The sequence below is a fragment of the Enterobacter sp. MEB024 genome, from assembly GCF_030209635.1.
Lineage (GTDB): Bacteria > Pseudomonadota > Gammaproteobacteria > Enterobacterales > Enterobacteriaceae > Enterobacter > Enterobacter ludwigii.
Genome location: NZ_JARVRQ010000002.1, coordinates 737,136 through 757,409, shown reverse-complemented (window position 1 = coordinate 757,409; position 20,274 = coordinate 737,136). Strand labels below are relative to the sequence as shown.

Sequence of the window (20,274 nt, the reverse complement as noted above, 5' to 3'; positions counted from 1 at the left end):
CAGAGCCACTACGACTTGCGTTAGATAAAGTAAAACAAAGAGTTACTTTATGCTCTGGCGCGCTAACTTACTAAAAGAGCCTTACCTTAACATCATCCCTTTGTGACAGGTGACCTTCCTGGGGGGCGTAATCAAGATTACTCACTTCTGAGTACGAAAATCATGATCTGCGTCAATTTTTCCCCAAGCTGATACCTTTCAGCAGGGTTATTTATTGTAGATATTTCCAGTGTTAAATAATTAAGTAACTATTGGAAGTGATGCTATCACTGATTCTACATCTGTTTAACATCCTGAAAGGATAACGTTTAGGCACAGATTTCTGGTGAAGTATGCTCATAAAAAGCGTATCTTCAGCGCGATTTTTCATGACAAAGTGTCAGTCCCGGGCATGTGCATAAGCGGAGCAAAACGTGATCCAAACGCTCTTTGATTTTCCAACGTATTTTAAATTTTTTATTGGTCTGTTTGCCCTGGTCAACCCGGTAGGGATCATCCCTGTCTTCATTAGTATGACCAGTTACCAGACGGCGGCGGCCAGGAACAAAACCAACCTCACCGCTAACCTGTCAGTGGCCATTATCTTGCTCACCTCGCTTTTCCTGGGTGATGCCATTCTCCAGCTGTTCGGCATTTCAATTGATTCTTTCCGCATCGCGGGTGGCATCCTGGTGGTGACCATTGCCATGTCGATGATCAGCGGTAAGCTGGGTGAGGATAAGCAGAACAAACAGGAGAAATCAGAAACCGCCATTCGCGAAAGTATCGGCGTGGTCCCGCTTGCGTTGCCTTTAATGGCAGGGCCTGGTGCGATCAGTTCCACCATTGTCTGGGGGACACGTTACCATAGCCTGATGCACCTGATTGGCTTTTCTGTCGCCATCGCTATCTTCGCACTGTGTTGTTGGGGTGTTTTCCGCATGGCACCCTGGCTGGTGCGCTGGCTGGGGCAAACGGGCATCAACGTTATTACGCGTATCATGGGGCTGTTGTTGATGGCGTTAGGCATCGAATTTATTGTCACCGGTATTAAAAGCATTTTCCCCGGCTTACTGCACTAATATTTCAAATGAAAGAACGGGGCCTGAGGCTCCGTTTTTTTACGTGATTATCAGCAAATCCTATAACTAAAGTTGAAATGCTCACATATCATAATAAATTCTACTAATAATCCGCTTTTCTTATATTTCAATAAGTTATCAATTTTCCTCGTGCCTCTCTGCGCATAAAACCTTCAATCGATCTGTTATTTTACTCACATGATACTCTGGGGCTTGCTGAGTCATAACCGAAATGATATTAGTAATTTCAACGTTCCCCTAGAGGAATGTGCTAAATAATAATCAGTTGTTAAATTTTTGTACAAAACCACTCGATGATAGCGCAGCGACGCGCTTGTAGAGAATGTTTTCTCTATCATATTGAATACCAATGTTTTTATTCGGTATTTGATGTCAGGCAGGGCTGCCCCCCGAGATACGGTACTCACCGTAAAAGAGAATTGCTTAACAAATTTGCAAAATGTATTGGCGAGCGTTTACGCCATTTGATACTTTCCGGCCTAATATTTTGCAGCATAAAACAAGCAGATGAGAATTATTTTCATATAGTCCTCTTCTCAGATATCCAGCGCAGGCCTCAGACAGGGGAGACCTGTGAAGAATCGACGCAAGACGGCCATACGAGCGGTCAGTAATAAAAAAGTCGGTGATAGCAAGAAGTAAAAAGAAGAACCTGACAGCAGCAAAAAAAACTCCTGCGCTGTACAGGCCCCAACAGGGGATTACACAGCTGGCGAAGGCCAGTAATTATAATGAGTGGAGTACCAACACAATGTCCATCATCACAAAAAAAAATCTGGTAGCGGCGGGGATTTTAACTGCGCTAATCGCGGGCAACGCTGCAATGGCTGCGGACGTTCCTGCAGGCGTTCAACTGGCTGAGAAACAGACGCTGGTTCGTAACAACGGTGCGGAAGTTCAGTCTCTTGACCCGCACAAAATTGAAGGTGTTCCGGAGTCTAACGTCAACCGCGACCTGTTCGAAGGCTTGCTGGTGACCGACGTAGACGGCCACCCGGCACCGGGTGTGGCGGAAAAATGGGAAAATAAAGATTTCAAAGTCTGGACCTTCCATCTGCGTAAAGATGCGAAATGGTCCGACGGTACGCCGGTTACCGCCGAAGATTTCGTATATAGCTGGCAGCGTCTGGCGAATCCAACCACCGCCTCTCCGTATGCGAGCTACCTGCAATATGGCCACATCGCCAATATTGATGACATCATCGCCGGTAAAAAACCGGTCACCGACCTGGGTGTGAAAGCGATTGATGCCAATACCTTTGAAGTGACGTTGAGCGAGCCTGTTCCGTACTTCTACAAATTACTGGTTCACCCGTCCGTTTCCCCGGTACCAAAATCCGCGGTGGAAAAATTTGGTGAAAAATGGACCCAGCCTGCCAATATCGTGACCAACGGTGCTTATAAACTGAAAGACTGGGTGGTCAACGAACGTATGGTTCTGGAGCGTAACCCGCAGTACTGGGATAACGCGAAAACCGTCATTAATCAGGTAACCTACCTGCCAATCTCTTCTGAAGTTACTGACGTTAACCGTTACCGCAGCGGCGAAATCGACATGACCTATAACAACATGCCGATTGAACTGTTCCAGAAGCTGAAAAAAGAGATCCCGAAAGAAGTGCATGTTGATCCGTATCTCTGCACTTACTACTACGAAATCAACAACCAGAAAGCACCATTCACTGATGTGCGCGTGCGTACAGCGCTGAAGCTGGCACTGGATCGCGATATTATCGTGAACAAAGTGAAAAACCAGGGCGACCTGCCGGCATACAGCTATACCCCTCCTTATACCGACGGTATGAAACTGGTTGAGCCTGAGTGGTTCAAGTGGTCACAGGAAAAACGTAACGAAGAAGCGAAAAAACTGCTGGCTGAAGCCGGTTATACTGCTGACAAGCCGCTGACGTTTAACCTGCTGTACAACACGTCTGACCTGCATAAAAAACTGGCTATCGCCGTCGCGTCTATCTGGAAGAAAAACCTGGGCGTGAACGTGAAGCTGGAAAACCAGGAGTGGAAAACCTTCCTGGATACCCGCCATCAGGGGACGTTCGACGTGGCGCGTGCCGGCTGGTGTGCGGACTATAACGAACCAACATCCTTCCTGAACACCATGCTGAGTGACAGTTCGAATAACACCGCGCACTATAAGAGCCCGGCATTCGATAAGATCATTACTGATACGCTGAAAGTCACAGACGATGCGCAGCGCGCTGATCTGTACGCGAAATCAGAAGAGCAGCTCGATAAAGACTCTGCAATTGTACCGGTCTATTACTACGTTAACGCCCGCCTGGTGAAACCGTGGGTAGGGGGTTATACCGGTAAAGACCCGTTGGATAATATTTCCGTTAAGAATCTTTATATTATCAAGCATTAATGGCAATACGTGGGGCAGGCCTGGCTTGCCCCACTGTGTCTACTTTGTAACATTCATCAGGCACACGCCAGAAGGTACGGGCAATGTTGAAATTTATCCTGCGTCGCTGCTTAGAAGCGATACCAACGTTATTTATTCTAATTACGATTTCCTTCTTTATGATGCGTCTCGCGCCGGGAAGTCCGTTTACCGGTGAACGTACGCTGCCACCGGAAGTGATGGCCAATATCGAAGCGAAGTATCACTTAAACGATCCTATCTCCACGCAGTACTTCAACTATCTGAAGCAACTGGCGCACGGTGATTTTGGGCCGTCATTCAAATACAAAGACTATTCCGTTAACGACCTGGTGGCGTCCAGCTTCCCTGTATCGGCGAAACTGGGTGCTGCGGCATTCATCCTTGCCGTCGTTCTCGGCGTCACCGCGGGCGTTATTGCCGCGCTCAAACAAAATACCAAATGGGATTATACCGTAATGGGGGTGGCGATGACCGGGGTGGTTATACCCAGCTTCGTTGTCGCGCCATTACTGGTGATGATATTTGCCATTACGCTGAAATGGCTGCCCGGGGGCGGCTGGAATGGCGGGGCACTGAAGTTCATGATTTTGCCAATGGTGGCTCTCTCCCTGGCTTATATCGCCAGTATCGCGCGTATCACCCGCGGTTCCATGATTGAAGTCCTGCACTCGAACTTCATCCGTACCGCGCGTGCGAAAGGGCTGCCGATGCGCCGGATTATATTCCGCCATGCACTCAAGCCTGCGCTCCTGCCCGTGCTCTCCTACCTGGGGCCGGCATTCGTTGGGATCATCACCGGCTCAATGGTTATCGAAACCATCTACGGTCTGCCGGGCATTGGTCAGCTGTTCGTTAATGGCGCGCTGAACCGCGACTATTCACTGGTACTGAGCCTGACAATCCTCGTCGGCGCACTGACCATTTTGTTTAACGCTATCGTCGATGTGCTGTATGCCGTTATCGACCCGAAAATCCGTTACTGATACTGGAGCACGCCATGATGTTGAGTAAGAAAAACAGCGAGGCGCTGGAAAACTTCAGTGAAAAACTGGAAGTAGAAGGTCGTAGCCTCTGGCAAGACGCCCGTCGTCGCTTTATGCATAACCGCGCCGCGGTCGCCAGTCTGGTTGTTCTGGTGCTCATCGCGCTGTTTGTCACCCTGGCGCCGATTCTGTCGCAATTTACCTATTTCGACACCGACTGGGGCATGATGTCCAGCGCACCCGATATGACGTCCGGGCACTATTTTGGTACGGATTCCTCAGGGCGCGACCTGCTGGTGCGTGTCGCTATCGGTGGCCGCATTTCGCTGATGGTCGGTATTGCTGCCGCCCTGGTGGCGGTGATCGTGGGTACGCTTTACGGCTCACTATCAGGCTATCTTGGCGGTAAAGTGGACTCCGTCATGATGCGTATGCTGGAAATCTTAAACTCCTTCCCGTTCATGTTCTTCGTTATCCTGCTGGTGACCTTCTTTGGCCAGAATATCCTGTTGATCTTCGTGGCAATCGGGATGGTGTCCTGGCTGGATATGGCGCGAATCGTTCGTGGTCAGACGCTGAGTCTTAAGCGTAAAGAGTTTATCGAAGCGGCGCAGGTGGGCGGTGTCTCCACCGGTAATATTGTGGTTCGCCATATCGTTCCTAACGTGCTCGGCGTGGTGGTGGTATATGCCTCGCTGCTGGTACCAAGCATGATCCTGTTTGAATCTTTCCTGAGCTTCCTGGGTCTGGGTACACAAGAGCCACTGAGCAGCTGGGGCGCGCTTCTGAGTGATGGTGCAAACTCAATGGAAGTCTCACCGTGGTTGCTTCTGTACCCGGCGGGCTTCCTGGTCGTCACCCTGTTTTGTTTCAACTTTATCGGCGATGGCCTGCGTGATGCCCTCGACCCGAAAGACCGTTAAGGAGCGCCGTCATGACGATTATTGAAACGGCCACTGCGCCACAGGCGCAACAGCAGGGTAACCTTCTGCTGGACGTAAAAGACCTCCGCGTGACCTTTAAAACGCCGGATGGCGATGTGACCGCCGTGAACGATCTCAACTTCAACCTGCGTGCGGGTGAAACGCTGGGGATCGTGGGCGAGTCGGGTTCCGGTAAATCCCAAACTGCCTTTGCGTTGATGGGGCTGCTGGCGTCTAACGGTGTCATTGGCGGTTCCGCCAAATTCAACGGGCGTGAGATCCTCAACCTGCCGGAATACGAGCTGAACAAGCTGCGCGCTGAGCAGATTTCGATGATATTCCAGGACCCGATGACCTCGCTGAACCCGTATATGCGTGTCGGCGAGCAGCTGATGGAAGTGCTGATGCTGCACAAAGGCTTGGGCAAAGCGGAAGCCTTTGAGGAGTCCGTCAAAATGCTCGACGCGGTGAAAATGCCGGAAGCGCGCAAGCGTATGCGCATGTTCCCGCATGAGTTCTCCGGCGGTATGCGTCAGCGTGTCATGATTGCGATGGCGCTAATGTGCCGGCCAAAACTGCTGATTGCCGATGAACCGACCACCGCGCTTGATGTGACCGTCCAGGCACAGATCATGACGCTGCTGAACGAGCTTAAGCGTGAGTTCAACACCGCGATTATCATGATCACTCACGATCTGGGCGTAGTGGCCGGTATCTGTGACAAGGTACTGGTGATGTATGCAGGCCGCACCATGGAATATGGTAAGGCGCGCGACGTGTTCTACCAGCCTGCACACCCTTACTCCATTGGTCTGCTGAATGCGGTGCCGCGCCTCGATGCAGAAGGGGAATCCCTGCTGACCATTCCTGGCAACCCGCCAAACCTGCTGCGCCTGCCGAAAGGCTGTCCGTTCCAGCCACGCTGCCCGCACGCGATGGAAATCTGCAATACCGCGCCGCCGCTGGAAGAGTTTGCACCAGGCCGTCTGCGCGCCTGCTTTAAGCCGCAGGAGGATCTGGTATGAACGCATTAGATGAAAAAAGAAATGTCCTGCTCGAAATTGCTGACCTTAAGGTGCATTTCGACATTAAAGACGGAAAACAGTGGTTCTGGCAGCCGCCGAAAACCCTGAAAGCGGTCGATGGCGTAACGCTTCGTCTGTATGAAGGGGAAACTCTGGGGGTGGTGGGTGAGTCCGGTTGCGGTAAATCCACATTTGCGCGTGCCATCATAGGCCTCGTGAAAGCCACCGACGGCAAAGTTGCCTGGCTGGGTAAAGATCTGCTGGGCATGAAGCCAGACGAGTGGCGCGATGTGCGTAGCGACATCCAGATGATTTTCCAGGATCCGCTGGCCTCATTGAACCCGCGTATGACCATCGGGGAGATCATTGCTGAGCCACTGCGGACCTATCATCCGAAGATGCCGCGTCAGGAAGTACGCGACCGTGTGAAGGCAATGATGATGAAAGTGGGCTTGTTGCCTAACCTCGTCAACCGTTACCCGCACGAATTCTCCGGTGGTCAGTGCCAGCGTATCGGTATCGCCCGCGCACTGATCCTTGAGCCGAAGCTGATTATCTGTGACGAGCCCGTCTCGGCGCTGGACGTCTCTATTCAGGCGCAGGTGGTTAACCTGCTGCAGAAACTGCAGCGTGAAATGGGGCTGTCGCTGATCTTCATTGCGCATGACCTCGCGGTGGTGAAACACATTTCTGACCGCGTACTGGTGATGTATCTGGGCCATGCGGTGGAATTAGGGACTTACGATGAGGTGTACCATAACCCACTGCACCCCTATACCCGGGCACTGATGTCTGCGGTACCGATTCCCGATCCGGATCTGGAAAAAAATAAAACCATCCAGCTTCTGGAAGGTGAATTACCGTCCCCGATTAACCCGCCGTCCGGTTGTGTATTCCGTACGCGATGCCCGATGGCCGGGCCGGAATGTGCAAAAACACGTCCGGTTCTGGAGGGCAGTTTCCGACATGCGGTTTCCTGCCTGAAAGTAGACCCGTTATAATCGCAAGGGCTGACATGATGTCAGCCCTTATTATTTGCGAGGTTAATGTGTCGCGATTATTCACCTCAGCCCGTCGGCGGCTCTATCATCTTTTATTCGATCCTGAAACGGTAACCGGAAGGCGTTTTGAAGCCCTCTGCGCCCTGTTTGCGCTGCTCAGTGTGGTGATCATTTTTATCGAATCGGGCGTCGGAACGCAGTATCACCTGACGCTGGAAGAATGGCATCTCTTTGTCTGGCTGGAGCTGGTCATTACGCTGGTCTTTACCGCTGAATATTTCCTGCGGGTATTCTGTTGGCCTGACCCGGCCAAATATGTCTTCAGCTTCTGGGGATTTATTGATTTAGCCACGATCCTGCCGCTCTATGTCATGTGGCTATGGCCGGAAATCGGTCTGAGCTATGTTTTTGCCTGGCGAGCGATGCGCGTTATTCGGGTGTTACGCATTCTTAAACTGCTGCGGTTTATGCCGTCATTGCGGATATTTTGGAGTGCCATCGTCAGCGCGCGGCATCAGCTGATCCTGTTTTATTCATTTATTGCCATCGTCATGGTGATATTCGGCGCGCTGATGTATTTGATAGAAGGGCCGAAGAATGGCTTCTCAACGCTGAATGCTTCTGTTTATTGGGCGATTGTGACCGTCACAACCGTTGGCTATGGTGATATAGCCCCTCACACTCCGCTGGGACGGATTGTCGCCTCGGTACTGATTCTGATTGGTTATTCGGTGATTGCGGTCCCGACAGGGCTCATTACTACGCACATGAGCAGCGCCTTTCAGAACCGTAAGGCGCAACGAAAATGCCCGAAATGTCACCAGGGTGAACATGAACACAGCGCGCGGTTTTGTAATCAGTGCGGAAGTGAGTTACCGGATTAAATAAAAAAGGCTGCAATCGCAGCCTTTTTTATTATTCGCGCCAGAGAATATGACACAGCTTGTGGTCTTTCTCGCGACACAGCAGGACGCGGGCGAAGATGTCGTTAATTTCACCGCCATCTTCATCGGCCAGACCAATCACCACTTCGGCAAAGAAGTCAGGATTGAGGTCGAAATCCACATGTTCAGCCCAGTCTTCAGAAGGGTCGAACAACTCGGCGCCCCCGCGCTCTTCAAACTGGAGATTAAAGAGGATCACGTCTGCGGGATCGAGGTTATCAACCGCCAGTTCGAGAAAAATGTCATAGGCCTGTTCGAGCGTTTCGTCTTCGGTCAGGCGATTGTTCAGATCCATTTCCATGATGACTACCTGTTTAACATCGTTGGGCACGTTTTACAGCAACGGACTAAAGAAGTAAAACAGTCGTTCGGTAATTCTCTGCCATAGCGGGCGTTTAACCCACAGTCTGGCATCCAGCAGTCGCGAGCGGGAGATATAATCATCCTGGACCGCGGCCAGATCGCCGCCAAAGCCGGCATCATCGATCACCAGTGTGATTTCAAAGTTCAGCCACAGACTGCGCATATCCAGGTTAACCGTACCCACCAGACTTAACTCGCCGTCGACAAGCACGCTCTTGGTATGGAGTAATCCGCCTTCAAACTGGTAGATTTTCACCCCCGCAGCCAGCAGTTCACTGAAGAATGCCCGGCTGGCCCAGCCCACCAGAAGCGAGTCATTTTTGCGTGGCAAGATGATACTCACATCGACACCGCGCTGTGCCGCGGTACAGATGGCGTGCAGCAGGTCATCGCTGGGAACAAAGTAGGGGGTGGTCATGATCAAATATTCACGCGCTGCGTAAGTGGCCGTCAGCAACGCCTGATGGATCAAGTCCTCCGGGAAGCCCGGTCCGGAAGCGATAGTATGGATGGTGTGCCCGCTGGCCTCTTCAAATGGCATGATATTGCCATCCGGTGGTGGCGGCAGGATACGTTTCCCGGTTTCTATCTCCCAGTCGCAGGAATAAACGATACCCATCGAGGTGGCAATGGGTCCCTCCATTCTCGCCATCAGGTCTACCCATTGCCCGACACCCGAGTCCTGCTTGAAGAACCGCGGGTCAACCATGTTCATGCTGCCGGTATAGGCAATATAGTTGTCGATCATGATCATTTTACGGTGCTGGCGAAGGTCCATCCGGCGCAGAAACACACGCAAGAGATTGACCTTCAGCGCCTCAACCACTTCAATACCGGCATTACGCATCATGCCCGCCCAGGGGCTACGGAAGAAGGCGACGCTGCCAGCGGAGTCCAGCAACAGGCGGCAATGAATGCCCCGACGCGCAGCGGCCATCAGCGATTCAGCAACCTGATCGGCCATGCCGCCAGGCTGCCAGATATAGAACACCATCTCGATATTATGGCGAGCCAGTTGAATATCGCGGATGAGGGCCTGCATGACGTCATCCGAGGAGGTCAGCAACTGGAGCTGGTTGCCCTTAACGCCGCCAATACCCTGACGGAGTTCGCACAGCTTAAACAGCGAGGAGGCAACACTGCTGTTCTCCTCGGCAAAGATATGTTTGCAGGCTTTGAGATCGTTGAGCCATTTGGCGGTTGAAGGCCACATGGCGCGGGCACGCTCGGCACGGCGTTTACCCAGATGAAGCTCACCGAAAGAGAGATAGGCAATAATCCCCACCAGCGGCAGGATGTAGATTATCAGCAGCCAGGCCATGGCAGAGGGTACGGCTCTGCGCTTCATCAGGATGCGCAAAGTCACACCCGCGATTAACAGCCAGTATCCCAGAATGACCAGCCAACTCACCACGGTGTAGAAGGTTGTCATAGGTAAAAAAATCCTTTTGAAAGCGTATTGTTATGAGTGTACGCATCAGGAATCATCTGGCAAATAAAAACGCCAGTTAAAAGCGCTGGTTTGCTGCGGGGTTGGGTTTATAATGGGGTTTCTGTTAGAGAAAGAGTTGTAAACATGAAGCGCAGTAGAACAGAAGTAGGGCGCTGGCGCATGTTGCGACAGGTGAGTCGTCGCAAGGCTCGTTGGCTGGAAGCACAATCCCGCCGCAATATGCGTATACACGCCATCAGAAAATGTGGAATGACCAGACACCGTAACGCGTTGCTGTTCGCTACACAGGTTATCTGAGAACCATCAGGGCACCGTTAAGGTGCCCACTGATTTTCAGGCTATCATTTTTCGCAGTCTCTCCCCCGATTCATTCCGCGATATACTCCGCCCTCTTAATCTTATGCATTTCAAAGATGAATCCTTATCTCTGGGTATTTATTGTGCTGCTTGCGCTGGATGCGATCAGGGAAAACGCAGGATTATCGTCATTATCCGCGTTGATTAATTTACTGCTCAGCGGGATATCGCACTGGATAAACTAAAAAGGAAAAGAGATGAACGGAAAAGTGGTTGCAGCCCTTCTTGGGATTGCCGTGTTGAGCGGTTGTGCCAGCAGTAAAACGTCACCGGAAAGGCATGCTTATTATTTCGTGTCGCATAAAACCAATTTTACTGGCGGCAATTTTACGTCAAGTGTATCGCAAAATTATCGTCTGAATGTCCCTCAGTTCCGTGAGCTGTATGAGCAGGGGAAAACCGATCGCGCTGCAGGACGCGCACAGTCTGAGGCAAACCAGTACGCGCAAAGCATTCGCGATCAACTGAAGAATCAGGCGAAAACGGAGCATGCTTTCGACGGTAATACCGCGGATAAATGGACGTCTCAAATGGAAGAGAAGGACGCCGTTTTATTTGGTAACGAACTGTCTGCGACTTATCTTGATGGCTATAACGGCGTACAATAGCGTCTGATTTTGAGGATATCGTATTTGCAGCGATATTCGCGTCGTTTTTTAGCAAAAGGAGGGAGAGGTGTTTGCGGAGTTTGGTGTACTTAATTTCTGGACCTATGTTGTAGGGGCATTTTTTATCGTGCTGGTGCCTGGACCGAACACATTGTTTGTACTGAAAACCGGTATTGGGCACGGTGTAAAAAAAGGGTATCTCGCCGCCACTGGCGTGTTTATCGGCGATGCAGTGCTGATGTTTCTGGCCTGGGCGGGCGTCGCAGCATTAATCCAGGCGACCCCGGTTCTGTTTAATATTGTGCGCTACCTCGGTGCTTTCTATCTCCTGTGGCTCGGCGGCAAAATGCTCTGGTCAGTCATCACCCGTCAGAAGAATACCCATGAGAGCGGAACCGAGCCTGCGAGCATGATCATGAAACGCTCGCTGGTGCTGAGCCTGACGAATCCAAAGGCTATTTTGTTCTATGTCTCGTTCTTTGTGCAGTTCATCGATGTGAATGCGAAAAACACGGGCACGTCTTTCCTGATCCTCGCGACCACGCTGGAGCTGATTAGCTTTATGTATATGAGCTTCCTGATCTTCTCTGGTGCGTTTGTCACGCGTTATCTGAAAACCAAAAAGAAACTGGCAAAGCTGGGGAACGGGCTGATTGGGCTGCTGTTTGTCGGATTTGCGGCGCGCTTAGCGTCACTGCACTGAAGAGATGAGTGGCTCCTTTCGGAGCCACTTTTGCATCAAAACACTTTCTTGTACGGGCGAACCGTCACCTTCGCATAGACACCTGCGGCAACGTACGGGTCTGCATCAGCCCAGGCCTGAGCCGCTTCCAGGGATTCAAACTCGGCGATCACCGTGGAGCCCGCGAAACCGGCAGCGCCAGGGTCATTGCTGTCTACCGCAGGCATTGGACCCGCGGTCAGTAATCGACCTTCATCCTGGAGCAGTTGTAAACGCGCCAGATGGGCAGGGCGAACGGACTGGCGTTTTTCGAGGGAATCAGCGACATCTTCAGAGTAAATCACGTAAAGCACGGTGAAGCTCCTTAACCATTAAAAGTGTCAGTAACGTTATGTGAAAGGGCAACTGACTGCAATGTAAAGATAAAAACAATGTTAAAACCCTGATCTGAATGCGCCTTTTTTGGCCTCTCTTGCGCTTAAATTGCGCCAGGACAAAGTGTCTTATTGAATATGATTGCTATTTGCATTTAAAATCAGTGTTCGGTTTTTTAACGTTGATGATTATGACTTCGATGACCCTTGATTTACCTCGCCGCTTTCCCTGGCCGACGCTGCTTTCTGTCGTTATTCACGGTGCTGTCGTGGCGGGTTTGCTTTATACCTCGGTTCATCAGGTTGTTGAAATGCCAGCGCCCGCACAGCCTATTTCTGTGACGATGGTCTCGCCAGCGGATCTCGAACCGCCGCAGGTTGCGCCTCCGCCGCCACAGCCCGTCGCCGAACCGGAACCCGAACCTGAACCTGTGCCGGAACCGCCAAAAGAAGCTCCGGTGGTGATCCACAAACCCGAGCCGAAGCCGAAGCCGAAACCTAAGCCGAAGCCAAAACCGGTGAAAAAGGTAGAAGAACGTCCAAAACGCGAAACGCGTCCGGTTGAACCCCGCGCCACGCAGACGGTAGAAAACGCAGCACCTTCGCGTCCGGTGATGAATAACACCACGACGACAGCCAAACCGACAGTCACCGCACCCGCGGGACCGCGTGCGGTCAGCCGTAATCAGCCGCAGTATCCGGCCCGTGCTCAGGCATTACGTATTGAGGGCCGTGTACGGGTGAAATTCGATGTTACGCCGGAAGGGCGTGTTGAGAACGTGGAAATACTGTCCGCGCAGCCGTCTAATATGTTCGAGAGAGAAGTGAAAACGGCGATGCGCAGATGGCGTTATGAAGCCGGTAAACCGGGCAACGGACTGATCGTGAATATTGTATTCCGCCTGAATGGCGGGGCACAGATGGAATAAAAAAAAGCCTCCGCAAGGAGGCTTTTTTTACCGGGCAATCAGGCCTGAGGAAGCGGTCGGGGTTTACCTTCGTTGTCCACGGCCACATAAATAAACAGCGCTTCTGTCGCTTTATAACGCTGTCCAATGGGTTCGGACGAGACCTTTTTCACCCACACTTCGATGTTAATGGAGATGGAGGTATTGCCACGTTTTACGCAACGCGCGTAACAGCAAACCACATCACCCACTGCAACCGGGCGCAGGAAGGTCATGCCATCCACTCTCACCGTCACTACCCGGCCATGTGCAATCTCTTTTGCCAGAATAGCGCCGCCCATATCCATTTGCGACATCAGCCAGCCGCCAAAAATATCGCCATTGGCATTGGTGTCAGCGGGCATTGCCAGTGTGCGTAAAACCAGTTCGCCCTGAGGGGCGTTATTTGTTGTCATTGTTTTAACTCGTAACTGAAGACTTCAGGCGGGATGCTACTATGATTTCAGGCTGGAGAGAATAGACCAGAACGCCTGCTGCACACGTTCTGGTCGGTGAACGATCAGTGCTGGTCGTCCTGTGGCATGTGGCGATAGATATAAACGCCACTTAACAGCGTGAAGATGAGCGTCAGAGCCGTCAGGCCAAAGACCTTGAAGTTGACCCAGATATTCTGCGGCAGCCAGAAAGCAATATAGATATTGGCAAGACCACAGAGAATAAAGAAGATCGCCCAGGCGATATTCAGTCGGGACCACACTTCCTGAGGCAGCGTCAGCTCTTTGCCCAGCATGCGCTGGATCAGCGGCTTCTTCATCACCCACTGGCTAATCAGTAACGCACCCGCAAACAGAGCGTAAATCACCGTGACTTTCCATTTGATGAATTCATCGTTGTGGAAGAACAGAGTGAGTCCACCAAACACCGCGACCAGGACGAAGGTCACCAGCGCCATTTTTTCAACTTTACGGTAGCGAACCCAGCTATAGATCAGCACAACCGCTGTGGCCACGATCAGTGCAGTCGTGGCGGCATAAATGTCATACAGCTTGTAGAAAGCGAAAAAGACCACGAGCGGTAAAAAATCAAGAAACTGCTTCATTCTGTGATTCCATCTTCTGTGTAGGGCCGGGCTGACGTTCCCGGCCACAGGATTACTGACGAATTAACATATACAGGCGGAACAGATAGACCAGCAGTACCGCTGAAATGAGGTTGCTCAGCGTATTTGCCACCACCGCGCCAACATTTGGCGTGAGTACCGCAAAATTCGGGGCAAACAGCAGCAGGAGCGTTTTCGCCAACAGCCAGCCGATAACAGCCGGTGCCACCAGGCGTATATTTGCCCAGGCGAGCCGGATGCTGCTGCGCATCGCGGTAAAGATCCCCAGTTTATCCTGCACGACCATTACCGGCGCGAAGGAGAGCACGATAGCCAGTAATACACCCGGCACGACGACCAGCATAATCCCCATCTGCACCAGCATGGTGGTTAAAAAGATGAGGATAAACAGCTTCGGTAATACCGGCGCGCTGGCACCAATCGCCCGCAGGGCGCTGACGCGCTGACCGGCGGAAACCAGCTGAATCATCAGCAGAACGCCACCTGCCAGAATCGCATTGCCGATAAGACCAGAGAATGTCGAAGCAGCGGAAGCCCGCAGCAGGATTTGTTGCTGCTCCGGCGTCATGTTTTGTACCAGTTCAAACAACCCCACGCTATCTGCAAGGTTGTCGCCCTGGCTCAGGCTGGCAATCTGTTCGTCACTTGGCGAGAACGCATGGCCAAGCACCACTGTAATGAAGGCGCATAGCAACGCGATCAGTAAAAAGGTTAAGAACTGATTGCGGAAAAAGTTTCCCGTGTCACGGTAGACAGACTTCGCCGTGATAGACATGCACTCTCCTTGAGTATTGCAGGTGTTAATTAGCCGGCAATTGTACACCGGATAACACTGTCGTGGCAGCATCAAGGCTTGTATGGAAAAGCATATCTTTGTAAAGCGGCGGTAATCCAAAGCGCGCACGGGCACGATTACAGGCTTCATTGACCTGCCCATCCTCACCTGACATGGAAAATTCCCGGCACGGGCTGGGGCGGTGCTCGTAGATAGAGCACCGGGTGGACACCCCAGGTTCACCTTGAAGCGCAGCGCATCGGCACGGTTTTTGGTTGGTGCCGCTCATGCAGCGCAGAAAAGGCGTTAACGGTTCAGTGAGATGAACCGGAACGGTACCGCCGCCATCGCTGGCTTCGGCCCAGTAGAAAGAGACTCGAAAATACGCACAACAGGCTCCGCACTTCATGCACGGGTTAACATCACTCATGGCACACCTGCAAAAGAAGAACGCATCAAATCAACTTGTGAGAGCGCTAAATTATCCAGCCGCGAGAGGAAGAGCAAGAGGGTGAAAAGAGAAAATTTTGTAACGCCGAAATGCCAGAAATTGACCTGACGACAACTTATCGCTTTACGGCGTGTCACCAAAAATTAACCCAGATCAATGAATGTTAACTTACTGGTTTTAATGTGATCTGTAGCAGATCACTTATTACTCATTTGTGAGTATATTCTCCTCCGCGACTAAAACCACAACGATGGAGCGGATATGAAAAAATTAGCGGTGGCAGCCCTTGTATTAAGCAGTCTCTCTGGCGGCGCGTATGCGCATGAAGCAGGTGAATTCTTTATTCGTGCCGGTTCGGCAACGGTGCGTCCAACAGAAGGCTCTGATAGCGTACTGGGTATGGGCGGTTTTAACGTCAGCAACAATACCCAGCTCGGTTTGACCTTTACGTATATGGCGACGGAGAACATTGGTGTTGAGCTTCTGGCAGCAACGCCATTCCGTCATCGCGTCGGTTTAGGGCCAACCGGGGATATCGCGACGGTGCACCATTTACCGCCAACACTGATGGCGCAGTGGTACTTTGGTGATGCTAACAGTAAGGTGCGTCCGTATATTGGCGCAGGGGTGAACTACACCACCTTCTTCGACGAGAAATTTAACGATACCGGTAAAGAAGCCGGGCTTACCGATCTCAGCCTGAAAGACTCGTGGGGTGTTGCGGGGCAGGTGGGGCTGGATTATCTGATTAACCGTGACTGGTTAATTAACGCCTCGGTCTGGTACATGGACATTGATACCGACGTTCGCTTTAAAGCGGGCGGTGAGCAGCAAAGTATCAGCACTCGCCTCGATCCGTGGGTGTTTATGTTCTCCGCGGGTTATCGTTTCTGATTTATCCCCTGAGACTGGCCTGGTTATGGCCAGTCTTGCTTCGGGGGGCGATTAAGGTTGCCCCTCCATATTCCAGCGTGCTGAACTCATCTCATCAAATACATGCTGAACCGTAAACGGCGGAAATACTGCCCGTTTAGCCGCGTCAGCCAACGGCTGACCATAACCTATTCACACCATTCCTAAAGTCGAGGTTCAGGTTGCACCGCTTACCGCTTCATGCGTGAGGATCGGTCAGGGCGGCGTCCAGTGATTGCTCAATGGCGCAGGCCTGTGGCCCAGGATACGATAATAAGCCCCGATAGCACGGGGCTTATCTTTCCTCGCAGGCACGCTAACGCACCACCAGCACCGGGCATTTTGCGTGGCGCACGACGACCGCAGCGTTAGAGCCTAACAGATAGGTCGAAATATCAGGTCGATGAGACGCAATAATTATCAGGTCTGCATTGATACTCTCAGCCAGTTTCAGGATCTGATCTTTAGGCGTGCCAGAAATGGCGTGGGTCTGAATGCGGTCGGCCGGTAAATTGAACTGCTTAACGATCTCATTCAATTTCGCCAGCGCCTCCTGCTGCATTTCTTCCAGTTTTGGCATCTCAACGGAATAGGCCAGCCCAAGAGAGGAATAGTAGGGGAAAGAAGGAACGACAGTCAGAAAATGCACTTTGCCGTTACTGATTGCTGCGTTCGCCTGAACATAGGGAATCACCTGTTCGGTCAGGCGACGCTCTGAAATATCGACAGGAACAAGAATTGACGCAAACATGCCACACCTCCTGTTTGTTTTTTATCCACTTTAAGTGTAGTTCCGGGGGAGAACAGGGGGTTGTATTTACCGCCAAAGTGGGACGTAAGGCGGATTTTTGGGGCAGGAAACGCCCCGGTTAAGGAGCGTCTTTCGCGGGATTATTTCTGTATCAAATAACGAATGGTTGGCCCATCCTGTTGAATGTCCAGCACGGTGTAACCGTGGTTTTTAGCATCCAGAGGAATGTTGTTGATGGACTGTGGGCAGTCGCTCACCACCTCCAGAATTTCCCCTTTCCTGAGCTGAGGCAGGGCTTCCAGCGTGGCGACAGCGGGATAAGGGCAGGGTTCGCCCACCATATCCAGACGATAGTCAGGCACGATCTCTTTCATGCGGCATTCTCCTGCGTTTCATTTTTGACAGCAGCACGGCGGAAGAACCGTTTCTCCTGCGCAATCACCAGTAAAAAAGCGGTCAGCAGCAGGGTGTACGTGACCAACAGGCCACCGAGCGGGCCGAACGTGCTGAGCAGGTTGACCTTATCCCAGTTTGTCGCGAGGACAGGAGAAAGGGAATCCCAGTAGTACGCGAGGAGAGTTGACCCGAGCACGTTCCCCAGGCCAACCCACCAGTAATGCACCTGACCTTCAACGGCGCGGTACATCCAGCCGGTTTCACAACCGCCAGCCAGCACAATCCCGAAGCCAAACAGCAGGCCGCCAATCACCGCATTCGGGCCAGCCCACATGATTTTCGGTTCAACACCTAACTGAACATAGCTGAAGATGCCGATAGCACTCACCGCCATCCCGGCAATAATCGCTTTTGCCATCATTGTCCGCCCGGTGATCCACATATCGCGAAACGCTGAAGTAAAGCAGATCTGCGCGCGTTCAATAAGCAAACCAAAGCCCACGCCAAACAGCATTGCCAGACCCAGTTTAGGTTGATTGAGCGCTGTACACAGTGCCCATGCCACCATGGCGAAAAAGACGAGCATCCCCAGGCGGAAACGACGGTGTGCCTGAGCCGGTTTTTGCGTCAGCGGCGATGCGGCGCTGACCTTAACCATCCTGACGGGAATACGGAACAGCGGCAAAAGGGTAAATTTTGCGCCAAAGTAAGAACCGATGGCGGTAGCGACGGCAAAGAACCAGGCATGTAGCGAAAACTGTGGGATACCGGTAAAGAAGGCGGCAAGGTTACAGCCCATCGCCAGGCGCGCACCGAAACCGGCAATCATGCCGCCGATGACCGCCTGTACGATGCGGATCCGACTTTTTGGCATTCTCAGCTTAACGTTGTTTGCCCACAGCGCGGCGGCAAAACAGCCGCCGAACATGCCGATGATCATCATCCCGTCGATGCGGGTCAGCGGAGTGCCTTCCAGATGAATGAGCTTAAAGTAACCCCACTCTTCAGCATGCACACCGGCAAGCTGCAGCAGCTGTCCACCCCAGCGGGTAAACTCGCCGGTTACAGCCCAGAACGTACCGGTAATGCCGAAGTAGTAAGTAGACAGGATCCCCGCTGCGATAACCGCGGGTACAGGTGACCAGAACTTAACCAGGTAAGTCTGTTTGAAGTATTGCCATGACATGAGTAAGCCTCTGAACTCAGAAGGTATATTTGGATTTAACGGGCTGGAATATATAACTTTTTTTCTTTCTCCAAAACCTCTCCAGACCGTTTATCCAGAATAGCTCCATTTTTTATGACCTCCGTCATCAAATCTTCTTTCTTACGAATACCATTCATGGGAAAAACGCAAGGGTAAGCTTGAGTCATTCTTTCCCGTGCACGTCGTTATGCCAGTCTGCTACTGACTGGTTTTATAACCAGTCAGGTTTACGTTGTTAGCCTACGTACGACAAATTAATCATTCATAAATGATAGTGAATTCTACTGCGGCGTTAGCTGGGCCGGCTTTAAGTGGAACGACGGCGCCATTTTCTGCGGTTGCGCGAACGCGGGAATACCGGGCACGAAGTGGGATCGTATAACTGGTGGCGGAACTACCTGCATAATATTGATTTAAAAAAGCTTTGTCTCGCCAGCTATAAAAAGCGCTATCGAGGGCGTTTGTATAAATCCCATTTGAAATCGATGGATCGTCAACCTCAACACAAACGCCTTCAGAAGCATTAGGGGCAGATTCGGTTTTTAAACAGGATTCTCCCATATAGGTGAATCCTTTTTCGTTGATAAAATCCAACCGGTAGGCGATGAGGTTAGGATAGTCTGGAACTTTAACATAGGTATTGCTGCTGCCTTCCCCTGCCCAGTTCGAGCCAACACTCTCATGCCGACCAGCCATCACTGGGCAGTTGATAAGCTGAATATTAAATTCTTTCCACGGTGAGTTCCAGTTAGGTCTCTGCATCATATCGGTTATTTCATACTCACCAAGATGTACATAAACATCCGGAGTCTGGCAGCTTCCAGCCACAACATTAACCGTTCCAGAGATATGGATACGATCGCTATTAAGGTTAAAATTTGCCGCCATGTTCTGACCCGGTTCGGCATAAGTAATGATGGCTGGGATATTTATCGGGACAGTCCATGTCCCTGCAGGGATATCACCGGTTTTCACCAGTCGGAAATATAAGTTGCGACTGATTCCTGTCAGTGATATTCCGCCAAAGGCAACAGAGGTGTTCACAGCAAATTCCTTTGTTACCGGAAGGTTCTCAGCAGTGCTACCGTTATCACCATATGTTAAGGAATAGCCAATGCCCTGGATGCCTGTTTCGTAAATCGTTCTTCCATTGATAGTCGTAGTCGATGCTGGCGGACCACCTTCGAATTCTATTTTAGATAGAGTGGAGAATGTGCCCGTAGCGGTTGAATCAGAAGAAATGCAGTCCATGTAACGCATGGCCTGATTGATGGTGGTACGTGAGATCTGCTGGACAAAAAGCTCTTCGCCCACGGGTAAGTCGCGAAGTGCGCTGACGGTGATACCGCCGGAGAGGATCGGAATATTGATATTTCTGAATTCAGGGGCCACCGGTACGATGACGTTATTCACCTGGGCACTGGTGCACGTTACCAGCGCGCGCGCAGGGAAGCTACAGAGTAGGGTACCCGCTATCAGTGCGCTCATCATGCTAATCAGATGTAAAAATCCGTGTTGTCTCTGCATAGAGTTTATCCTTCAAACAATTTCAAAC

24 protein-coding genes are annotated in these 20,274 nt (G+C 51.5%); 13 read left to right on the top strand and 11 right to left on the bottom strand.

All coding sequences use genetic code 11. From position 1 onward, the window contains the following. The first annotated feature begins 413 nt into the window (after positions 1-413). The 7 genes from QRN24_RS05835 (at position 414) to QRN24_RS05805 (ending at position 8,302) form a co-directional block, all read left to right on the top strand. Entirely contained in the window at positions 414-1,061 is a 648-nt protein-coding gene (locus QRN24_RS05835; RefSeq protein ID WP_014170449.1) for a YchE family NAAT transporter, read from the top strand. Positions 1,062-1,833: 772 nt separating this feature from the next. After that, positions 1,834-3,465, top strand: coding sequence for an oligopeptide ABC transporter substrate-binding protein OppA (gene oppA, locus QRN24_RS05830; RefSeq protein WP_020882381.1), 1,632 nt, complete (start codon positions 1,834-1,836; stop codon positions 3,463-3,465). 83 nt (positions 3,466-3,548) lie between these two features. Continuing rightward, positions 3,549-4,469: an oligopeptide ABC transporter permease OppB gene (gene oppB, locus QRN24_RS05825; protein WP_014170447.1), complete on the top strand. Its 921-nt coding sequence runs from the start codon at positions 3,549-3,551 to the stop codon at positions 4,467-4,469. A gap of 14 nt (positions 4,470-4,483) precedes the next feature. Then, positions 4,484-5,392: an oligopeptide ABC transporter permease OppC gene (oppC, locus tag QRN24_RS05820; RefSeq protein ID WP_014170446.1), complete on the top strand. Its 909-nt coding sequence runs from the start codon at positions 4,484-4,486 to the stop codon at positions 5,390-5,392. An 11-nt stretch (positions 5,393-5,403) separates the two neighbouring features. Then, positions 5,404-6,417 (top strand): ABC transporter ATP-binding protein, encoded by a 1,014-nt coding sequence (locus tag QRN24_RS05815; protein ID WP_014170445.1) that lies wholly within the window; start codon positions 5,404-5,406, stop codon positions 6,415-6,417. Beyond that, positions 6,414-7,418: a murein tripeptide/oligopeptide ABC transporter ATP-binding protein OppF gene (oppF, locus tag QRN24_RS05810; RefSeq protein WP_014170444.1), complete on the top strand. Its 1,005-nt coding sequence runs from the start codon at positions 6,414-6,416 to the stop codon at positions 7,416-7,418. The genes QRN24_RS05815 and oppF overlap by 4 nt, the downstream gene beginning before the upstream one ends. Positions 7,419-7,432: 14 nt before the next feature. Next, complete coding sequence (locus QRN24_RS05805) at positions 7,433-8,302, top strand: ion transporter (RefSeq protein ID WP_050736912.1); 870 nt, start codon at positions 7,433-7,435, stop codon at positions 8,300-8,302. A gap of 31 nt (positions 8,303-8,333) precedes the next feature. On the opposite strand, the gene QRN24_RS05800 is transcribed toward QRN24_RS05805, so the two are convergent. Then, positions 8,334-8,663, bottom strand: coding sequence for an HI1450 family dsDNA-mimic protein (locus QRN24_RS05800; protein WP_006810881.1), 330 nt, complete (start codon positions 8,661-8,663; stop codon positions 8,334-8,336). Positions 8,664-8,696: 33 nt separating this feature from the next. After that, on the bottom strand, positions 8,697-10,157 hold the full coding sequence (cls, locus tag QRN24_RS05795) for a cardiolipin synthase (protein ID WP_014170441.1): 1,461 nt from the start codon (positions 10,155-10,157) through the stop codon (positions 8,697-8,699). 144 nt (positions 10,158-10,301) lie between these two features. Between cls and QRN24_RS05790 the strand changes: the two genes are divergently transcribed. The 4 genes from QRN24_RS05790 (at position 10,302) to leuE (ending at position 11,846) form a co-directional block, all read left to right on the top strand. Further along, positions 10,302-10,475: a YciY family protein gene (locus QRN24_RS05790; protein ID WP_086463573.1), complete on the top strand. Its 174-nt coding sequence runs from the start codon at positions 10,302-10,304 to the stop codon at positions 10,473-10,475. 116 nt (positions 10,476-10,591) lie between these two features. Next, on the top strand, positions 10,592-10,720 hold the full coding sequence (locus QRN24_RS22705; RefSeq protein ID WP_014170440.1) for a KPN_01571 family protein: 129 nt from the start codon (positions 10,592-10,594) through the stop codon (positions 10,718-10,720). Positions 10,721-10,732: 12 nt separating this feature from the next. Further along, on the top strand, positions 10,733-11,143 hold the full coding sequence (locus tag QRN24_RS05785) for an Exc2 family lipoprotein (RefSeq protein ID WP_284942474.1): 411 nt from the start codon (positions 10,733-10,735) through the stop codon (positions 11,141-11,143). A gap of 67 nt (positions 11,144-11,210) precedes the next feature. Further along, positions 11,211-11,846, top strand: coding sequence for a leucine efflux protein LeuE (gene leuE / locus QRN24_RS05780; RefSeq protein ID WP_063214312.1), 636 nt, complete (start codon positions 11,211-11,213; stop codon positions 11,844-11,846). A gap of 35 nt (positions 11,847-11,881) precedes the next feature. Here the strand turns inward: leuE and QRN24_RS05775 are convergent, their stop codons facing one another. Next, the gene (locus QRN24_RS05775) at positions 11,882-12,178 is read right to left on the bottom strand and encodes a YciI family protein (RefSeq protein ID WP_014170437.1); all 297 of its coding nucleotides are present in this window, start codon (positions 12,176-12,178) and stop codon (positions 11,882-11,884) included. Positions 12,179-12,399: 221 nt separating this feature from the next. Between QRN24_RS05775 and tonB the strand changes: the two genes are divergently transcribed. Further along, positions 12,400-13,128, top strand: coding sequence for a TonB system transport protein TonB (gene tonB, locus QRN24_RS05770; RefSeq protein ID WP_284942506.1), 729 nt, complete (start codon positions 12,400-12,402; stop codon positions 13,126-13,128). Between the two features lie 38 nt (positions 13,129-13,166). Here the strand turns inward: tonB and yciA are convergent, their stop codons facing one another. The 4 genes from yciA to QRN24_RS05750 form a co-directional block, all read right to left on the bottom strand. Then, positions 13,167-13,562: an acyl-CoA thioester hydrolase YciA gene (gene yciA, locus QRN24_RS05765; protein WP_014170435.1), complete on the bottom strand. Its 396-nt coding sequence runs from the start codon at positions 13,560-13,562 to the stop codon at positions 13,167-13,169. A 104-nt stretch (positions 13,563-13,666) separates the two neighbouring features. After that, a complete protein-coding gene (locus tag QRN24_RS05760) occupies positions 13,667-14,206 on the bottom strand; it encodes a septation protein A (protein WP_020882387.1) in 540 nt (179 codons plus the stop codon). Positions 14,207-14,258: 52 nt separating this feature from the next. Next, positions 14,259-15,002, bottom strand: coding sequence for a YciC family protein (locus QRN24_RS05755; protein ID WP_020882388.1), 744 nt, complete (start codon positions 15,000-15,002; stop codon positions 14,259-14,261). A 25-nt stretch (positions 15,003-15,027) separates the two neighbouring features. Then, positions 15,028-15,432 carry a YkgJ family cysteine cluster protein gene (locus QRN24_RS05750; protein WP_284942473.1) on the bottom strand — a complete coding sequence of 135 codons (405 nt, stop codon included), beginning with the start codon at positions 15,430-15,432 and terminating at the stop codon, positions 15,028-15,030. Positions 15,433-15,714: 282 nt separating this feature from the next. On the opposite strand from QRN24_RS05750, the gene ompW reads away from it, so the two are divergent. After that, positions 15,715-16,347, top strand: a complete 633-nt coding sequence (gene ompW / locus QRN24_RS05745) for an outer membrane protein OmpW (protein ID WP_014170432.1) — start codon at positions 15,715-15,717, stop codon at positions 16,345-16,347. A 334-nt stretch (positions 16,348-16,681) separates the two neighbouring features. Here ompW and uspF read toward each other — a convergent pair whose 3' ends face one another. The 4 genes from uspF to QRN24_RS05725 form a co-directional block, all read right to left on the bottom strand. Next, positions 16,682-17,116: a universal stress protein UspF gene (gene uspF / locus QRN24_RS05740; protein ID WP_025203936.1), complete on the bottom strand. Its 435-nt coding sequence runs from the start codon at positions 17,114-17,116 to the stop codon at positions 16,682-16,684. A 140-nt stretch (positions 17,117-17,256) separates the two neighbouring features. After that, positions 17,257-17,490: a sulfurtransferase-like selenium metabolism protein YedF gene (yedF, locus tag QRN24_RS05735; protein WP_014170428.1), complete on the bottom strand. Its 234-nt coding sequence runs from the start codon at positions 17,488-17,490 to the stop codon at positions 17,257-17,259. After that, a complete protein-coding gene (gene yedE, locus QRN24_RS05730; protein WP_244047239.1) occupies positions 17,487-18,698 on the bottom strand; it encodes a selenium metabolism membrane protein YedE/FdhT in 1,212 nt (403 codons plus the stop codon). Before yedE ends, yedF begins: the two co-directional genes overlap by 4 nt. A 279-nt stretch (positions 18,699-18,977) precedes the next feature. After that, a complete protein-coding gene (locus QRN24_RS05725) occupies positions 18,978-20,246 on the bottom strand; it encodes a fimbrial protein (protein WP_284942472.1) in 1,269 nt (422 codons plus the stop codon). Positions 20,247-20,274 lie beyond the last annotated feature (28 nt).

What these genes read in the sequence shown, in the direction of transcription:
- oppA (WP_020882381.1), top strand. Translation starts at nt 1,834, where the DNA reads ATGTCCATCATCACAAAAAAAAATCTGGTAGCGGCGGGGATTTTAACT.
- oppB (WP_014170447.1), top strand. Translation starts at nt 3,549, where the DNA reads ATGTTGAAATTTATCCTGCGTCGCTGCTTAGAAGCGATACCAACGTTA.
- oppC (WP_014170446.1), top strand. Translation starts at nt 4,484, where the DNA reads ATGATGTTGAGTAAGAAAAACAGCGAGGCGCTGGAAAACTTCAGTGAA.
- QRN24_RS05815 (WP_014170445.1), top strand. Translation starts at nt 5,404, where the DNA reads ATGACGATTATTGAAACGGCCACTGCGCCACAGGCGCAACAGCAGGGT.
- oppF (WP_014170444.1), top strand. Translation starts at nt 6,414, where the DNA reads ATGAACGCATTAGATGAAAAAAGAAATGTCCTGCTCGAAATTGCTGAC.
- QRN24_RS05805 (WP_050736912.1), top strand. Translation starts at nt 7,433, where the DNA reads ATGATGTCAGCCCTTATTATTTGCGAGGTTAATGTGTCGCGATTATTC.
- QRN24_RS05800 (WP_006810881.1), bottom strand. Translation starts at nt 8,663, where the DNA reads ATGGAAATGGATCTGAACAATCGCCTGACCGAAGACGAAACGCTCGAA.
- cls (WP_014170441.1), bottom strand. Translation starts at nt 10,157, where the DNA reads ATGACAACCTTCTACACCGTGGTGAGTTGGCTGGTCATTCTGGGATAC.
- QRN24_RS05790 (WP_086463573.1), top strand. Translation starts at nt 10,302, where the DNA reads ATGAAGCGCAGTAGAACAGAAGTAGGGCGCTGGCGCATGTTGCGACAG.
- QRN24_RS22705 (WP_014170440.1), top strand. Translation starts at nt 10,592, where the DNA reads ATGAATCCTTATCTCTGGGTATTTATTGTGCTGCTTGCGCTGGATGCG.
- QRN24_RS05785 (WP_284942474.1), top strand. Translation starts at nt 10,733, where the DNA reads ATGAACGGAAAAGTGGTTGCAGCCCTTCTTGGGATTGCCGTGTTGAGC.
- tonB (WP_284942506.1), top strand. Translation starts at nt 12,400, where the DNA reads ATGACCCTTGATTTACCTCGCCGCTTTCCCTGGCCGACGCTGCTTTCT.
- yciA (WP_014170435.1), bottom strand. Translation starts at nt 13,562, where the DNA reads ATGACAACAAATAACGCCCCTCAGGGCGAACTGGTTTTACGCACACTG.
- QRN24_RS05760 (WP_020882387.1), bottom strand. Translation starts at nt 14,206, where the DNA reads ATGAAGCAGTTTCTTGATTTTTTACCGCTCGTGGTCTTTTTCGCTTTC.
- QRN24_RS05755 (WP_020882388.1), bottom strand. Translation starts at nt 15,002, where the DNA reads ATGTCTATCACGGCGAAGTCTGTCTACCGTGACACGGGAAACTTTTTC.
- QRN24_RS05750 (WP_284942473.1), bottom strand. Translation starts at nt 15,432, where the DNA reads ATGAGTGATGTTAACCCGTGCATGAAGTGCGGAGCCTGTTGTGCGTAT.
- ompW (WP_014170432.1), top strand. Translation starts at nt 15,715, where the DNA reads ATGAAAAAATTAGCGGTGGCAGCCCTTGTATTAAGCAGTCTCTCTGGC.
- uspF (WP_025203936.1), bottom strand. Translation starts at nt 17,116, where the DNA reads ATGTTTGCGTCAATTCTTGTTCCTGTCGATATTTCAGAGCGTCGCCTG.
- yedF (WP_014170428.1), bottom strand. Translation starts at nt 17,490, where the DNA reads ATGAAAGAGATCGTGCCTGACTATCGTCTGGATATGGTGGGCGAACCC.
- yedE (WP_244047239.1), bottom strand. Translation starts at nt 18,698, where the DNA reads ATGTCATGGCAATACTTCAAACAGACTTACCTGGTTAAGTTCTGGTCA.
- QRN24_RS05725 (WP_284942472.1), bottom strand. Translation starts at nt 20,246, where the DNA reads ATGCAGAGACAACACGGATTTTTACATCTGATTAGCATGATGAGCGCA.